General features: G+C 64.1%; 15 protein-coding genes. 10 read left to right on the forward strand and 5 right to left on the reverse strand.

Annotation, left to right across the window (positions count from 1 at the left end; genetic code table 11):
• Positions 1-129: 129 nt before the first annotated feature.
• Positions 130-1,728 carry a nitric oxide reductase transcriptional regulator NorR gene (gene norR, locus J2W49_RS10205; RefSeq protein WP_310315270.1) on the reverse strand — a complete coding sequence of 533 codons (1,599 nt, stop codon included), beginning with the start codon at positions 1,726-1,728 and terminating at the stop codon, positions 130-132.
• A gap of 244 nt (positions 1,729-1,972) precedes the next feature.
• Between norR and J2W49_RS10210 the strand changes: the two genes are divergently transcribed.
• The 5 genes from J2W49_RS10210 to J2W49_RS10230 all read left to right on the forward strand — a co-directional run bounded on the left by J2W49_RS10210 (position 1,973) and on the right by J2W49_RS10230 (position 6,795).
• Positions 1,973-4,273, forward strand: a complete 2,301-nt coding sequence (locus tag J2W49_RS10210; RefSeq protein WP_310315272.1) for a nitric-oxide reductase large subunit — start codon at positions 1,973-1,975, stop codon at positions 4,271-4,273.
• A 58-nt stretch (positions 4,274-4,331) separates the two neighbouring features.
• A complete protein-coding gene (locus tag J2W49_RS10215) occupies positions 4,332-4,742 on the forward strand; it encodes a hemerythrin domain-containing protein (protein WP_310315276.1) in 411 nt (136 codons plus the stop codon).
• 440 nt (positions 4,743-5,182) lie between these two features.
• Positions 5,183-5,551 carry a hypothetical protein gene (locus tag J2W49_RS10220; RefSeq protein ID WP_310315279.1) on the forward strand — a complete coding sequence of 123 codons (369 nt, stop codon included), beginning with the start codon at positions 5,183-5,185 and terminating at the stop codon, positions 5,549-5,551.
• Between the two features lie 191 nt (positions 5,552-5,742).
• On the forward strand, positions 5,743-6,126 hold the full coding sequence (locus tag J2W49_RS10225) for a VOC family protein (RefSeq protein WP_310315282.1): 384 nt from the start codon (positions 5,743-5,745) through the stop codon (positions 6,124-6,126).
• Positions 6,127-6,321: 195 nt separating this feature from the next.
• Positions 6,322-6,795 carry a VOC family protein gene (locus J2W49_RS10230; RefSeq protein ID WP_310315285.1) on the forward strand — a complete coding sequence of 158 codons (474 nt, stop codon included), beginning with the start codon at positions 6,322-6,324 and terminating at the stop codon, positions 6,793-6,795.
• A gap of 223 nt (positions 6,796-7,018) precedes the next feature.
• Here the strand turns inward: J2W49_RS10230 and J2W49_RS10235 are convergent, their stop codons facing one another.
• Positions 7,019-7,711: a TetR/AcrR family transcriptional regulator gene (locus tag J2W49_RS10235; RefSeq protein ID WP_310315288.1), complete on the reverse strand. Its 693-nt coding sequence runs from the start codon at positions 7,709-7,711 to the stop codon at positions 7,019-7,021.
• A gap of 66 nt (positions 7,712-7,777) precedes the next feature.
• Here J2W49_RS10235 and J2W49_RS10240 point away from each other — a divergent pair, with 66 nt between their 5' ends.
• The 3 genes from J2W49_RS10240 to J2W49_RS10250 all read left to right on the forward strand — a co-directional run bounded on the left by J2W49_RS10240 (position 7,778) and on the right by J2W49_RS10250 (position 10,690).
• Positions 7,778-8,800, forward strand: a complete 1,023-nt coding sequence (locus J2W49_RS10240) for a saccharopine dehydrogenase NADP-binding domain-containing protein (protein ID WP_310315292.1) — start codon at positions 7,778-7,780, stop codon at positions 8,798-8,800.
• A 133-nt stretch (positions 8,801-8,933) separates the two neighbouring features.
• The gene (locus J2W49_RS10245) at positions 8,934-9,989 is read left to right on the forward strand and encodes an RNA polymerase subunit sigma-70 (protein WP_310315296.1); all 1,056 of its coding nucleotides are present in this window, start codon (positions 8,934-8,936) and stop codon (positions 9,987-9,989) included.
• 113 nt (positions 9,990-10,102) lie between these two features.
• A complete protein-coding gene (locus J2W49_RS10250; RefSeq protein WP_310315299.1) occupies positions 10,103-10,690 on the forward strand; it encodes a dihydrofolate reductase family protein in 588 nt (195 codons plus the stop codon).
• On the opposite strand, the gene J2W49_RS10255 is transcribed toward J2W49_RS10250, so the two are convergent.
• Positions 10,666-11,616 (reverse strand): LysR family transcriptional regulator, encoded by a 951-nt coding sequence (locus tag J2W49_RS10255; protein ID WP_310315302.1) that lies wholly within the window; start codon positions 11,614-11,616, stop codon positions 10,666-10,668. The genes J2W49_RS10250 and J2W49_RS10255 overlap by 25 nt on opposite strands.
• A gap of 113 nt (positions 11,617-11,729) precedes the next feature.
• Between J2W49_RS10255 and J2W49_RS10260 the strand changes: the two genes are divergently transcribed.
• Both J2W49_RS10260 and J2W49_RS10265 read left to right on the forward strand, forming a co-directional pair.
• Positions 11,730-12,128, forward strand: a complete 399-nt coding sequence (locus tag J2W49_RS10260; protein ID WP_310315305.1) for a tautomerase family protein — start codon at positions 11,730-11,732, stop codon at positions 12,126-12,128.
• Positions 12,129-12,139: 11 nt separating this feature from the next.
• Entirely contained in the window at positions 12,140-12,592 is a 453-nt protein-coding gene (locus J2W49_RS10265; RefSeq protein WP_310315308.1) for a cupin domain-containing protein, read from the forward strand.
• Between the two features lie 48 nt (positions 12,593-12,640).
• On the opposite strand, the gene J2W49_RS10270 is transcribed toward J2W49_RS10265, so the two are convergent.
• Together J2W49_RS10270 and J2W49_RS10275 are read right to left on the reverse strand one after the other, a co-directional pair.
• Complete coding sequence (locus J2W49_RS10270) at positions 12,641-12,808, reverse strand: H-NS family histone-like protein (protein ID WP_310315310.1); 168 nt, start codon at positions 12,806-12,808, stop codon at positions 12,641-12,643.
• Positions 12,809-13,197: 389 nt separating this feature from the next.
• The gene (locus J2W49_RS10275; RefSeq protein ID WP_310315313.1) at positions 13,198-15,231 is read right to left on the reverse strand and encodes a nitric oxide reductase activation protein NorD; all 2,034 of its coding nucleotides are present in this window, start codon (positions 15,229-15,231) and stop codon (positions 13,198-13,200) included.
• Positions 15,232-15,240: the final 9 nt, after the last annotated feature.

A 15,240-nucleotide genomic window follows, 5' to 3' on the forward strand; every position in this document is an offset into this window, starting at 1 on the left:
CGACGACAGCTTGCGCGTGCAGATGTGCTGCGCGGCTGCCCGCATCAAAGGGTGCGCATCCGCGAGCTGGTCGAGCAGTTCAGAGAGCGATTTCCGCCTGGTCGACCGTCTCGACCCGCAGCCGATGCGTCATGCTTTCATCCCTAGCCGCTTGGCCAGCTTGTGTAGGTTGCTGGGGTCCATCTCCAGCTCGCGCGCGGCGCCGGCCCACTGACCGCGATGGCGGGCCAGAGCCGCTTCGATGGTCTGGCGCTGGCAGGCGTCCAGCGCTTGGCGCAGAGGTATGGGACCATGGGGCGTGAAAGGCATGAAGGGAAAGGTCCGCGCGGGTGGGATTGCTGGGAATGCCGCGACCGGTGTTGCGGCGCCCGGTGAGGGCTGTTGGGCGTCCAGGTCCAGCAACGCGGGTTCCAGCGTGACAATGTCATTGCGGCTTGCGCCGCGGCTCAGGGCCTTGAGGGCGGCGCGGCTGATCACATGCTCCAGCTCGCGGACATTGCCTGGCCAGTGATAGTGGCGCAGTGCGCTTTGTGCGTTGGCTGATAGGCGCAGGCTGCGCACGCCCAGGCGGGCGCGGTTGAGTTCCAGAAAGCGCCCTGCCAGCAGCAGCACGTCGTCGCCGCGCTCGCGCAGCGGCGGGATGGGCACGGGATACACCGAGAGGCGGTGGTACAGGTCGGCACGAAAGCTGCCGTCGCGCACAAGCTCGCGCAGGCTGCGGTTGGTGGCGGCCACCACGCGCACGTTCACGCGCCGGGGTTCGTCGGCGCCCAGGCGCTGGATTTCGCCGTTCTGCAGCGTGCGCAGCAGCTTGGCCTGCACCGGCAAGGGCAGTTCGCCCACTTCGTCCAGAAACAGGGTTCCGCCCTCGGCCGCCTCAAACCGCCCGGGCCGGTCCGTCACCGCGCCAGAAAAGGCGCCACGACGGTGACCGAACAGTTCACTTTCGGCCAGCGACTCGGGCAGCGCTGCGCAATTCACATGCACCAGCGGCTTGTCCTGGCGCGTTGAATGACGGTGAAGAAAGCGCGCAAACAGCTCCTTGCCGACACCCGTTTCGCCCAGCAGGAGCACGGGCAGGTCGGAGCTGGCCACCACCTTCACCTCTTCCAGCAGGCGCAGCAGGGCCTCGCTTTGGCCCAGGATTTCACTGTCGTCCAGCGCAGAGCGCAGGAGCTGCTCGTCGGCGGGCTCGATCAGGTGCAGGCTGGAAGCGCGGCTCAGCGCGTGCACCTGCTGCTCCAGCCGGGTGACGCGCACGGCAGCCTCCACGTGCACGGCGCATCGGGCCAGCGAGGCGCGCGCCGCGGCGTCGAAGGTGCCCGTCTGCAGTGCGTCTAACGTGAGCAAGCCCCAGGGCCGCCCGTCCACACGCAGCGCGATACCCATGCAATCGTGCACCGGTAGCGGCTCGCCCACCAGGGTGTCGAGCAGACCGTCATAGGGGTCGGGGAGTTGGCTGTCGTGGTCAAAGGAGGTGACTTCACCGCGCGCCAGAATGGCCGCCAGCCGGGGATGCTGGTCCACGGCAAAGCGGCGTCCCAGCGATTCGCTCACCAGCCCATCCACCACCAGCGGTTGCAGGTGGCCTTCCTCCAGGCGCAGCAAGGCCACGGCTCCGCAGCGGAAGTGTGCGCGCAGGCCACCGATGAGGCGCTGCAGGCGCAGGTTGGAGGGCAGTTCGGTGGTCAGGTCGACCAGCCAGGCGGCAGCATCATGGGTATTCATTACCCTTGAATGGTATCAATCACCATGACCATTCAGGGTAAGTATCACCCGGCATGCTTGTAAACCCCCTGATTTGTTGAGTCTTCCAGGTTGGCCCGCTCTTTGCAAATATGCATTCGTCATTCACTTTTGCAAAAGACCACATTCATGCACCACACACTTGCATTCCTGCGCCTGAGGGGGCGCCCCGATCTACCCACGGCGCACCCCGCCCCAAGCGGACATTCCGCAGCGGAGGTGGCCCATGGGTAACTACCGCAAGCTCTGGTTCACGCTGATCGGCGTGATGATCGTTTGCTTCAGCCTGCTGGGCTACTACGGGGCTGAGGTGTACCGCACCGCTCCGCCCATTCCGCAGACTGTGCAGACCGAAGACGGTCGCGTGCTCTATACCGATGAGGGCATCCTCGACGGCCAGACCGCCTGGCAGTCGGTGGGTGGCATGCAGCTCGGCTCCATCTGGGGCCATGGCGCCTACCAGGCGCCCGACTGGACCGCCGACTGGCTGCACCGCGAACTGCTGGCCTGGCTGGACCTGGCCGCGCAGCAGGCGTATGGCAAACCGTTCGACCAGATCGATGCAGACGGCCAGGCCGTGCTGCGTGCGCGCCTGAAGAAGGAATACCGTACCAACACCTACGACGTAAGCACGGGCTCGATGACAGTGTCCAGCCTGCGCGAGCAGGCCATTGCCCGCAATGTGACGTACTACAGCCAGTTGTTCAGCGACGCGCCGGCGTTCCGCAAGACGCGCGAGAGCTACGCCATGAAGGAAAACACCCTGCCGAGCGCCGAGCGGCGTGCGCAGATGGCAGGCTTCTTCTTCTGGACCGCCTGGGCCGCCGCCACCGAGCGCCCTGCAGACGTGGGCGGCGGCACCGGCGCCACCTACACCAACAACTGGCCGCACGAACCGCTGATCGACAACAAGCCCACGGCCGAGAACATGATCTGGTCCGTCGTCAGCGTGGTGCTGCTGATCGCGGGCGTGGGTTTTCTGGTGTGGGCCTGGGCCTTCCTGAGAAAACACGACGAGCAAGACCCCGTGCCGCCGCCGCACGACCCGCTCTCGCGCGTGCCGCTCACGCCCTCGCAGCGCGCGCTGGGCAAATACCTGTTCCTCGTCGTGGCGCTGTTTTCCTTCCAGGTCATGATGGGGGGCTTCACCGCGCACTACACGGTGGAAGGGCAGCAGTTCTACGGCATTGACGTGTCCCAGTGGTTCCCGTACTCATTGGTGCGCACCTGGCACATCCAGAGCGCGCTGTTCTGGATCGCCACGGGCTTCCTGGCTGCGGGCCTGTTCCTTGCGCCGCTCATCAACGGCGGCAAGGACCCGAAGTTCCAGAAGCTTGGCGTCGATGTGCTGTTCTGGGCGCTCTTCGTTGTCGTCGTGGGCTCCTTCGCTGGCAACTACCTGGCCATCGCCCAGATCATGCCCGTCGAGTGGAACTTCTGGCTCGGCCACCAGGGCTACGAATACGTGGACCTGGGCCGCTTGTGGCAGATCGGCAAGTTCACCGGTATCGTCCTCTGGCTTGTGTTGATGCTTCGCGGGGTGGTGCCCGCCCTGCGCACGCCCGGGGCCGACAAGAACCTGCTGGCGCTGCTCACCGCCTCGGTGGTGGCCATCGGCCTGTTCTACGGTGCGGGCTTCTTCTACGGGGAGCGCACCCACCTCTCGGTCATGGAGTACTGGCGCTGGTGGGTGGTGCACCTGTGGGTGGAAGGCTTCTTTGAAGTGTTCGCCACCACGGCGCTGGCCTTCATCTTCTCCACATTGGGCCTGGTGTCGGTGCGCATGGCGACCACGGCCAGCCTGGCCTCGGCATCGCTGTTCATGCTGGGCGGCATTCCGGGCACCTTCCACCACCTGTACTTCAGTGGTACCACCACGCCAGTGATGGCCGTGGGCGCGGCATTCAGCGCACTGGAAGTGGTGCCGCTGGTGGTGCTGGGCCATGAGGCCTGGGAACACTGGCGCCTGCAGCACCGGGCGCCGTGGATGGCCAACCTCAAGTGGCCGCTGGCCTTCTTTGTGGCCGTGGCCTTCTGGAACATGCTGGGTGCGGGCGTCTTCGGTTTCCTCATCAACCCCCCCATTGCGCTGTACTACCTCCAGGGCCTCAACACCACGCCCATGCATGCACACGCCGCGCTGTTCGGGGTGTATGGCTTCCTGGCGCTGGGCTTTACGCTGCTGGTGCTGCGCTACATCCGCCCGAATCTGGTGTTCAACGAGCGCCTCATGAAGACGGCTTTCTGGTGGCTCAACGCCGGCCTGGTGCTGATGATCGCCACGAGCCTGCTGCCCATCGCCCTGTACCAGTTCCACGCCAGTGTGAGCGAAGGTCTGTGGTACGCGCGCAGTGAGGCCTTCATGCAGCAACCGTTCATTCAAACGCTGCGCTGGGTGCGCACCTTCGGTGACGTGGTCTTCATCGTCGGCGCGCTTTCGGTGGCCTGGCAGGTGGTGATTGGCGTGTTCGGCGCACGCGCACCGGCTGCGCCCACGGGCGTCACGCTGGCTGGTGCACGGCGATGATCCTCCGGCCGGGGGCCATGGGTTCTCCCGGCCGGCCACTTCTTCTGCGGAGCATTCCATGAATATCGAAAAGTTCAAACACCAGCACGCCGACATCCTGGGCAACATCTCGGCCCTGCGCGGTCTGGCGCAGGCTGGGGTGGTGCAAAACGCCGCCCATATCGCAGGACTCATCGTCAGCATGAGCGCCACCGTCAAGCTGCACCTGGCCGTAGAAGACCCGGCGCTGTACCCGGCGCTGCAGCGTGGCGCCAACCCTGAGCTGGCGCGCATGGGGCAGCAGTATCAAAAGGACATGGGCCCGATCGCCCAGGCCTACGATGCCTTCGCCAAGCGCTGGAACCAGCCCGAGAACGTGCGCCGCGACGAGCAGGGCTTTCGCGACGACGTCAACCGCGTGCTGCGCATGCTGTACGAGCGCATGCAACGCGAGAACCGTGACTTCTATCCGCGGATTGAGGCAGCGTGATCGGCTGCTTACCCTGGCTCGGAGCAGTTAGGGCCTGTTCACACTATTCTTCCAAGATGCGTTGCGGATCAAAAAGGTCATGCGCAAGGCGCGAAACGCAGCCGGGGTCGCCCCCCCGGCAAGGCTTCGCAACGCGGCGCATGGCCTTTTTGGCCGCAACCCGAAGGGAATGGGTTGAAAACAGCGCCACTCGTCGTTGCACTCCTAGGCCAGACACCCAGTCTGGCCGTCGTCGCGCGCCTAGATTGGCGCTGTTTTCAACCCACTCGCATTTGGAAAAATAGTGTGAACAGGCCCTAGTTGACGGAGGCACGGTGCCGACGGTGCAGGGGCGCGCTGGTCACCACAGTCATGAGGGCTCGTAGGCCGCGACGCTCGCGGCCGAACTGGGCACCAGCTCGTGGACACCGGAACACGACAGCACACCCTTTGCGCTCAACTTGCGCAGGGGTGCGAACTACCTGATCAACAAGGTGGCCTTGTGGTCGCGTGAGGATTGGGGCGTGGATGTGCAAGAGGGCATGGACGACATCACCCTCGCACTGGTCGCGGACGCCTGGTCGCGCACCGGGCGAGTGAGCGTGCGGGCCGAATCGGCGTCGCCCGGCACCGCCCGGCTGCGCAGCGGCATGCCGATTGCCGTGGACGCGGCGAGACTGGACGCGCCGCGCCTGCCCCTGGCACCGGCTCTGAAGCCACTGCAACAGTTGGACCGCAGCCTGTGTGAGATCGAACAGCGCTTCGGCGCCGCGCGACGTGAATGGGTGGTGCTTGAGATGGAGTACTCGGACGCACCTGGCTGCATCTGAACCGGGCAAGCCTTCGCAACGGCAAACATGGGACAGAGAAAGGCACAGTCCTATGTCGACAACCGCCAACAGGAGAAGATCAAAGACCTCGCCGAAGCCAGTGACAACAGTCGGTGACGCAGACATTAGCCGATCGGTTCGGACACGATGAAGGCTCAGAGTGGTTGCGAACCCTTGCAAGGAGCCATGTGATGTCGATTGACCTTAACCACACGATTGTTCACGCCCGCGATCCGTTCGTATCGGCCACCTTCCTCAGCGAGATGCTGGGTCGTCCGGCCCCCGTCCGATTCGGTCCGTTCTGGGACGTCGAGCTCGACAACCACGTCACGCTGGCGTTTATCCAAACTGATCAGCACCTGACCATCGAGCACTACGCCTTTCTCGTGAGCGAGGCTGAGTTTGACCAGATCTTCGAGCGCATCCAGGCCCGTGGGCTGCCGTACTGGGCCGACCCGGCGCACCAGCGACCGGGCAGCATCAACCACCACGACGGCGGCCGCGGCGTCTACTGGAACGATCCAGACGGCCACTACCTCGAGATCATCACCCGGCCCTATGGCGGTGACGACTGAGGCTTGCCATGAGGACAGGAGTTTCAACCATGAGCCGATTTGACGTACGCAGTTTTTCTCTGTCGCTCGACGGCTACGGGGCCGGGCCCATGTGGTGCTGACGCGGGAGAACTGATCGCAATACCCGCGCAGGCGGTGGTGATCGCCGGCGCAGTCTCTCAGACCCATTCATCCACTTGAGCAAGGAGCAACACCATGAGCAATTCCATCCGTACCTGTCTTTGGTTCCGCGACGGGCGGGGCCGTGAGGCCGCTGATTTCTACTGTTCTCTGATCCCGGGAAGCCGGGTCGAGTCGAGCTTTTCTGGCGATGCCGGGCACGGCAGCTTCTCGGTGATCGATTTTTTGCTGGGCGGGGTGCCCTACCAGATTCTCGATGCCGGGCCGGCCTTCACGCTGACCGAGGCGGTGTCGATATCGGTCGCGACCGATGACCAGGCAGAGACCGATCGGTTATGGGAGGCGCTGACTGCGGATGGCGGCGAGGAGAGCGTCTGCGGCTGGTTGAAGGATCGCTACGGCGTGTCCTGGCAAATCTTCCCTCGGCGGCTGACGGAGTTGACGACGAGTTCCGACAAGAAGGTGTCTGCTTCGGCGATGGCGGCGATGATGAAACAGAGGAAGATCGATATCGCCGCGATCGAAGCAGCGGTTCGTGAGGCGGTGTAGTCCGCCGCGCGTCATCGCGCGCTCTCCTGGGCCCGCGTGGCTCGCTTGTCGATGCCACCTCGAGGGAGGTGGCGCCGAAGGATGCTCATCTTTTGGTGTTACCGCTCGCAGTTTCGATTGCAGGCTCGGAGCAATCGATTGACGGGATACGGTGCCGACGGCCTATGGGCACGCCGATCGCAGAAGGCATGGACGTTTCGCGAGTAAAGGTAGCCCGCTACGCTCACGCATTCCTTCGCGCCGCAGCCACCAGCGCTTTCACCGCTGACTGCAAGACTGTCGTCGCCTCTGCGGCGCTCAGCAGTCCCGAACTCACAAATGCGCCGTTCACGAACACGGCGAGTTGAGCGGCGAGTTGATCGGGCTGTGAAACTTTCAGGCGCTGCGCAGTGTGCAGCAAACGCTCGCGCAGCATTTGCATGTGTCGCCGCGACACCTGGCGCGACGGATGGTCTTGCTCGGCGAATTCGGCCGCCACGTTGATCTGGGGACAGCCGCGGTAGTTGGAGCGAGCCAACCGCTCACCGATCCAACGCATGTGCGCATCCAGTTCCTCCAGGGGATCTTCAGGAAACTGCGTGGCAACACGGTTCCACTGCTCCCAGAACTCGAGATCTTCCCTCTCCAGAAATGCGACGATGAGATCGTCCTTGGTGGGGAAATACCGGTACAGACTGGTTTTCGCCACAGCGGCCTCCAGCACCACCAGATCAACACCGACCGCGCGTACGCCGCGTTCATAGAACAGTCGAGAAGCGGTTTCCAGGATGCGATTGCGCACATCGAGCGCCGGCTCGGCCGTCGAGTTGCGTTCTGCATCTGCGGTGAATCGACGCATCTGAGCTCCGCTTGGGCGCTTGGTGCCCGCTTCATCTCCAGAGCGCAGCGAAGAGAATTTTGTTTGCATGCTTGACATGATACAGACCTGTCTGTAATCTAAGAAGAACAGACAGGTCTGTATCTTTTATTCAAGGAGCTTTTCATGACTTTCGCCAACAAATGCGTCGCGGTATTCGGTGCTGCTGGTCACACCGGTCGATTCGTTGTTCAAGAACTGTTGCGTCGAGGCGTGTCGGTCGTCGCTGTCGGGCGCGACCAGGCACGGCTTGAAGCACTGCTGCCCGACGTCGCGGAACGCCGCACCGCAGCCATTGATGATCCAGACAGTCTTGAGCAGGCATTTGCTGGCTGCGAGGTAGTCATCAACTGCGCTGGCCCTTTCATGGACACAGCGGCGGCCGTGGCCCGCGCAGCGCTGAACGCCAAGTGCCACTACATCGACGTCACCGCTGAGCAACCCAGCGTGCAAACCACGTTCGCCGATCTGGACGAGCCGGCACGTCAGGCTGGCCGTGTGGTGGTGCCAGCGGCGGCCTTCTACGGTGGATTGGCCGACCTTCTGGCCAGTGCGCTTGGAACCGAAGGGGTCATTGATGAAATCACGATTGCGATCGGTCTTGATCGCTGGTGGCCCACCGAAGGAACGCGCAAAACAGGCGAGCGAAACAAGGCCCCCAGGCTCGTCGTGAAGGACGGGCGCCTGGTGCCGTTCCAGCCCTCGAATGAAGCACAGCACTGGACGTTCTCAGCGCCATTGGGCAGACAAGCGATGGTTGAAATGCCCTTCAGTGAGGTCATCACACTGGCCCACCACCTCCAGGTCAGAAAGGTTCGCTCCCTGCTCAACAGCTCGGCGCTGGCCGATATCCGGGATGCGTCGACGCCGTCTCCCATAGCGGCTGACGAACTGGGGCGCTCGGCCCAGCGATTCGAACTGGTGGTCCGCCTCACTCAAGGCGGAGCGATCAAGACAGCCGGTGTTCGAGGGCAAGACATCTACGCCGTGACGGCGCCGATCGTGACCGAGGTCGCGTTGCGTTTGATGCATCCTTCGTATCAGCGCAGTGGTGCACTGGCCGTGGCAGAAGCAGTCGAACCGAGAGAGCTTCTCCGTGCATTGAACGGATCGGCACTTCAACTCTTTGGAGACACCTTCCCTGGGTAGATCACGGTCTGCGCATGGCACGAAGGCCAAGTCGGGGATGAGCCTAAGCTTGAGCAGATTCGCGGGTCGCATGGTGGTGCACCACCGAGGAATGGGTTCTTGAGCAGGTTCCTTTCTCTGAGAGGATGGGGTAATGAACAGGAAATCAACCAAGTTGCCACCGGAGGCCCTCTATTCATCTGACCTGCAATGGCTGCCGCAAGCCCGCGCAGGCGACGCCAGCGCCTTCGATCGTCTCGTCGCGCCGTACCGCCGCCGGCTCCACACCCATTGCTACCGCATGCTCGGCTCTCCGCACGATGCCGACGATGCCTTGCAGGAAACATTGCTCGCAGCCTGGCGCAGCATCGGTTCTTTCGAAGGACGCAGTGCGTTCGGCACCTGGCTCCACCAGATCAGCACCCACGCCTGCCTTCGCCTGATCTCGCGGCGCTCGCGCCGCCTGATGTCGCCTGACCACGGACCAGCATTCGACACCACCGCCGACCTGGGCCAGATGGTCGGCGGGCCAGTGTGGCTGGAGCCGCTGCCGGACGACGAAGCACCCTGGCATGGCGTTGCGCACGAAGATCCGGCCGAGGGGCTCGCGCGGCGTGAAAGTGTCACGCTCGCCTTCATCGCCGCGCTTCAGCATCTGCCTGGCACGCAGCGGGCAGTGCTGCTGCTTCGCAATGTGCTCGAATATTCGGCCGCTGAAACCGCCGACATGCTGGGCACCACGGTCTCCTCGGTGAACAGTGCGTTGCAGCGTGCGCAGAAAACGATGAAGAGCAAGCTGCCCGCTGTGTCGCAGGCCACCGAGCTGCGGTCGCTGGGCGAGGAAGATCTCGACCACCTGTTGGGCGCGTTCGTCACCGCCTGGGAAAGCCGCAACATCGATGATCTGGTGCGCCTCTTCACTGAAGACGTGCGCTTCACCATGCCGCCGCTGCCAGCCTGGTTTGATGGCCTTGTCTTCGTCCAGAAGTTCATCGCAGAGCGGGTGTTTGCCACACCTTGGCGCTTGGTGCCGATGTGGGCCAACGGGCAGGCGGGCTTTGCCTGCTACATGTTGGCCGAAGGCGACGACGTGTTCCGGCTCGGGGCCATCCTGCTGTTGAACCTGCGCGCGGGCCGGATCGCTGGCCTGCACAGCTTTCTTGACCCGGTGCTGCACCGGCGATTCGGCCTGGCCGAAGCGATGGATTGATCTCTGTCCGCCCTGACCGATGAGTTTGGGCGTCGCCCTGTCTCTCAAGAGATGGCACGTTCCGGATGTCCCGGGCCGTGACCTCCTGAATCCGACAGAAAGGTGACTCCCTCATGGCCAAACTCATTTTCAGCAACCTTGTCTCGCTCGATGGCTACTGCGCTGGCCCGGGCGGCGACCTCAGCCGCCTGCCCATGGGCCCGGTATTCGATGAACACAACCTGGCGTTGCTGAAAACGGCGGGTACGCTGGTCTTCGGTCGCATCACCTTCGGTCTGTTTCAGAACTTCTGGCCGCAGGTCGAACAGGATGCGTCGGCAGGCCCGGTGCTGGCCGAGATCGCGGCCCTGACCGGGCGGCTGGACAAGCTCGTCGTCAGCGACTCACTCGCTCTGCCCGCGACCGCCCCTTGGGGGGATGCTGAAGTCGTTGGCCGCGCGCAGGCGCATGCGCGAATCCAGGCGCTCAAATCAAACAGCGATCGAGATCTGCTGGCCTATGGCAGCCATGTGTTGATGAACGACCTGCTGGCCCAGGGCATGGTCGACGAGTTGAGACTGCTGATGGGCAATGTGGTGCTGGGAGAAGGTGTGCGTCTCTTCGAATCGGGCCTGCCAGCCGCATTGGTGCTGATCGAGGAACGCCGGCTGGAAGGGTCCGATATCGTGATGCTGCGCTACGCCGGCGTCCCTCCGGTCTGAGACGGGTTCTCCTTCGCCATGCCCCAATGCCGGCGGGCGGCCTCCTGAAGAAAATCGATCACGGCCCGTACCCGTGCTGCATTGCGCAGGTTGGGCAGTGACACGGCGTACATGGTGTGGGTCGCACCGGCGGCGTACGGCGCCAGTACTTCCACCAGATGGCCCTTGGCCACGTCTGCCGCGGCCAAGGGCACAGACAGCACCCCGATGCCCGCGCCGGCCAGCAGGGCTTGATGCACGAGAGCGGTGGAATTCGCTGCGAGGGGCGGCCTCAGGGTGACTTGAAGCTTTTTGCCCCCTTTGCGGAAGCCCCAGGTCACCACAGGCCCCTGTGCGGTATGGGCGACGGTCTGGTGCTGGTGCAACTCATGAGGGTGGGCCGGCACCCCCTTCTGGCGCAAATATTCCGGTGAGGCAAACAGGCGGCGCTCGAAGGCGCCCAGTGCCCGGGCCACCACCGCCTCGCTGTTGCCCACCGTCGTGCGCAGGGCCACATCGATGCCGTCCGTCACGAGGTCGGCAACGCGATCCTCAGCCACCAGCTCGATGCGCAACTGCGGGTGTTTCGCTCGCAAGCGAGCCAACTGCGGCACGACCAGTTCTTCGCAGATTTCGTGGCTCGAGGCCAGTCGCAGCGCGCCGACCACGCGATTTCGCTGCTTCAGCATTGAGGCCGAAATGTCCTCCAGCCGCGACAGCAGCTCACGCGCTTCCTGCGCGAGCTCAAGCCCTTCTGCGGTGGGTGTCAGCCCATGGGTGGATCGGCGCAACAAGGTGGCACCGTAACCGGCTTCCAGGCGGTCCACGCCGCGCGTGACGACCGACACCGCCACATCCAGCTCTCTTGCGGCCGCTGAGAAGGACTGCAGTTCGATCGATCGAACGAGCCACCGAAGGTCGGAAGGGTCCGGCAGGAAATGTCTCATGGGGCTTGCCTTTGCGTTTGGAGCAAAACCAATTATGAAGCGCGAGGGTTTCCGGGCCGGGCAGCTTTTTTCAGAATCGGTGCACCTACCCACCTCGCAAAAGGAAAACCGCCATGCCCATCCTCAATGTCAAAGTCTCTGGGAACCGCACGCCCGAACTCTCCCAGCGCATCACCGAAACCTTGCTTGAGCTGTCCAGCCAGGTGCTCGGAAAACGCCGTGATCTCACTGCGGTGGTGATCGACTATGTGGACCCGCGCGACTGGTTTGTCGCCGGCCAGTCGCTGGCTGAGTTGAAGATGGCCAGCTTCTACTTCGATGTCAAGGTGGTGGACGAAACCAACACCAAGGCCGAGAAGGCCCGCTTTGTGGCCGAAGCCTTCGCGGCCTTCGAGCGAATCCTGGGCCACCTGCACCCCGAAAGCTACGTGTATGTACAGGATGTGCGTGCCTCTGCCTACGGCTATGGCGGGCGCACGCAGGAATACCGTCACCAACACCCTGACCAATGAAAGGACACACCATGAAACTCGAAACTGTCCTCGTGGACACGGCAATGCGCCGCGCCGGCCTCTGCACCTGGATACCGGAAGGCGAGGGCAAATGGTCCCTCCCGCTTCAGTTCCTGCCCGACGGTTCAGGCTGGGTGGAGCTGATGCGCCTCAAGCCCGGTACCCGGTTGGGTCTGCACCGCCACACCGGCGAGGTCCACGCCTTGACGCTGGCGGGCCAGCGGCGCCTGAACGACGGCCGTATCGTGCGAGCCGGCGACTACATCTTCGAGCCAGCCGGCAACGTGGACTGGTGGGAGGCGATTGGTCACGAAGACCTGCTGGTGCACGTGGTTGTCAAAGGCAGCGTCGAATACCTGGGCGCTCACCACAGCGTGTTGCAACGGATCACGGCGGCCGACCGCGTCGCCGACTACCACCAACATTGCGCGGTGATCGGCGTCAAGCCCAACAAGCTGGCGTAGCAGGTGCGACTCTTGGTGCCGGCCAAACGGCGCCGTGTCCAGATTCAATCAACCGTCCAGGTCCTCCACCGTCAGGCCATGGTGATTCATCAGGGCCTTGATTTCTCCGATCACCCGCTGGCGTTCGGCGGCGGCCTGGGCCTGTGTGTCGTGTTCGGATTCAACGAACAGGTGATTCAGGCTGCGCATGAGCTCCTGGTACCGTGACTCATCCATGGGCTCCTTCGCTCGGGAGCGAGGCGGCTCGGTTCTGCTGCGGTCGCGTTGCTTCTGAACATTCATGTTTGCAAGGCCTTCACGGCCGGTCCTGGCATCTCGAAACTCCCACTTCAGGTGGGCGATGCCGCTGATTTTTACACTCAGGCATGCAGGCAATTGCACCAAACCCCGTCTGTTACACCCATTTGCCATGGTCGCAGCGGCCTGTCGGCAAAGACCGACACCACTTCTCTGTGCACCGGAATCAGGTGCGGCGCTTCGCTACGACCGTCCAGCAAGCGGCCACTCGATCAGTCTCTTGTGTCACTCCGTCTCATCCATACACAAATGCTCTGATGCGCTGCCCGGAAAATGGTTTCATGCGCAACCTGTATGCGCGGCGGTTCCTAGCTTTTCACCAATCGCTGCAGCCAGTCGAGCAGCACGGCAGGCAATGCGCCAGGGGTCGATAGCAGAGCATAGTGGTGCGCGCCAAACACGTCAGGGAGGTAGCTGGCGGCCTGCCTGTCCACCGCCAGGCAGAACGGTGAAATGCCCTGAAGTTTGGCTTCGGTCACGGCCTGACGGGTGTCTTCGATGCCGTAGCGCCCTTCATAGACGTCGCAATCATTGGGCTTGCCGTCGGACAACAGCAGCAGCAGCCTGTGCGCGGCACCTTCGCGCATGAGCGTGGCGCTGGCGTGGCGCAAGGCGGCGCCCGTGCGTGTGTACTGATCGGGTTCCAGCGCCGCAATGCGCAGAGACGCCGGAGGGCCATAAGGCTCGTCAAAGCGCTTGATGTCCCACAGACTCACCCCGGCAGGGCCATTGCCGGAAAAGGCCTGTACGGCGAAGGGTTCACCCATCGCTCCCAGGGCGATGCATACCAGCAGCAAGGCCTCGCGTTCCACGTCGATGACGCGGCGGCTGTTGGAGATCCAGCCATCGGTGGAGCCGCTGACGTCGATGAGGATGAGGATGGCCATGTCGCGCCGGGTGCGTTGCTGCGAGCAATACAGGTCCTGTGCCATGGGCCAACCGGCGCGCATGTTCGCCATGCCTTCAACGCAGGCTTCCAGGTCAATGTCGTCGCCATCCGTCTGGCGGCGCCGCAAGGTGCGCTGGGGGCGCAGGGCCGCGAAGCGCTGTCGGATGGCGCCGAGCAGAGATCTATGCGCAGCCAGGGTGTCGTCCACCCACTGCTGCGCGCCAGACGGTGCTTCGCGTAGCCGCACCGTGGCGCCGGGATGGCGGTAGGCCTTGATCCGGAAGTCCCACTCGGGGTAGCAGATGGCATGGGGTGCGCCTGACGCATTGTTGTTGCTGTGCCTGGGACGCGTGGTCGGCGGGTCATCGGACAACAGAACCTCCGGGGCCTGACCCGGTGTCCAGATCAAGCGGGCCTGTGCCAGCTCGGAGACCAGGTCAGCGAACTCGTCGGCACCCGCCGCCTGATCGCGATCGGTGGGCCGCTGCATGCCCAGCGGATCTTCGGCCTGTTCGTGTGGCACGTCGGGCGGGATCATCCACGCGCCAGGCGACTTCTCGTCCTCCTGCTCGCTGCCTTCGCGCACTTCGGGGCGGCGCGTCAGCCGTGCGCTGCGCGGTGCTCGGGTGGCGGCGTCGCCTTCGCCGTTGCGGTCGGCAAGGGTGGCGTCTGTGGCTGCGCCGGGGCTGCGCAAGTCGCCGGTCCAGCAGTCGCGAAACAAGGGCGATGGGCCCAGGCGGGCGATGCCGGGGTGCTCGCGCACCATGTCAGCGGCCAGGCGTTGAGCCAGGCGCACCGAGTGGTTCGGCGACCCGCTGAAAGGCGCCTGCGCAGGTGGCTGATCGCAAAGCAGCGCCATCCAGCTCCGTGCCAGGTCCTCCAGCGGTAGGCGCGATTTGGCGAACTGGCCCCGGGGTGGGCGGGCTGTGAGTGCTGCGTTGCGCAAGTGATTCAAGGACCTCGCCATGCCGGGCAACAGCTGCGCCAGCGCTGCGTCGGCCGCAATGGCCTCCACCAGCAGGTAGATGTCCCGCACCAGCGGCGAGGCGCAGAGAGCCAGGCCTGCGGCGCTGCCTCGGCTCGCCCGCATGGCCTGCGACAGGGCCAGGGCGCGAAAGCGGTCCATGGCCAGATTGCTGTCCGCGAGGCCGGTTTCCGGCGGCAACCAGAGGCACTGGCCATCGGTGGCCGGCAGCGCCACACGCGCTCGCGGGAAGGATGCCCGTTGAAACGCCTGGGCCAGCAAGGTGGGGCGCGCCGGCAGCTGCGCCGTGCGCAAGCGGTATGAGGTGCCGAACACCGCCTCGATCAGCAAGTCCAGCCGCGGCGCCACGTCTGCCAGCAGGGTCACGGGCCGGGTGGGCGCCTTGGCTCTGTGACGCTGCCACAAGCCATGCGTGAAGACGGTGACATGCCGCGCCACGTCGGTGATCACATCCTCGGCTTCGGCCATCGGGTGGCG

This window comes from Hydrogenophaga palleronii (assembly GCF_031457455.1).
Lineage (GTDB): Bacteria > Pseudomonadota > Gammaproteobacteria > Burkholderiales > Burkholderiaceae_C > Hydrogenophaga > Hydrogenophaga palleronii_A.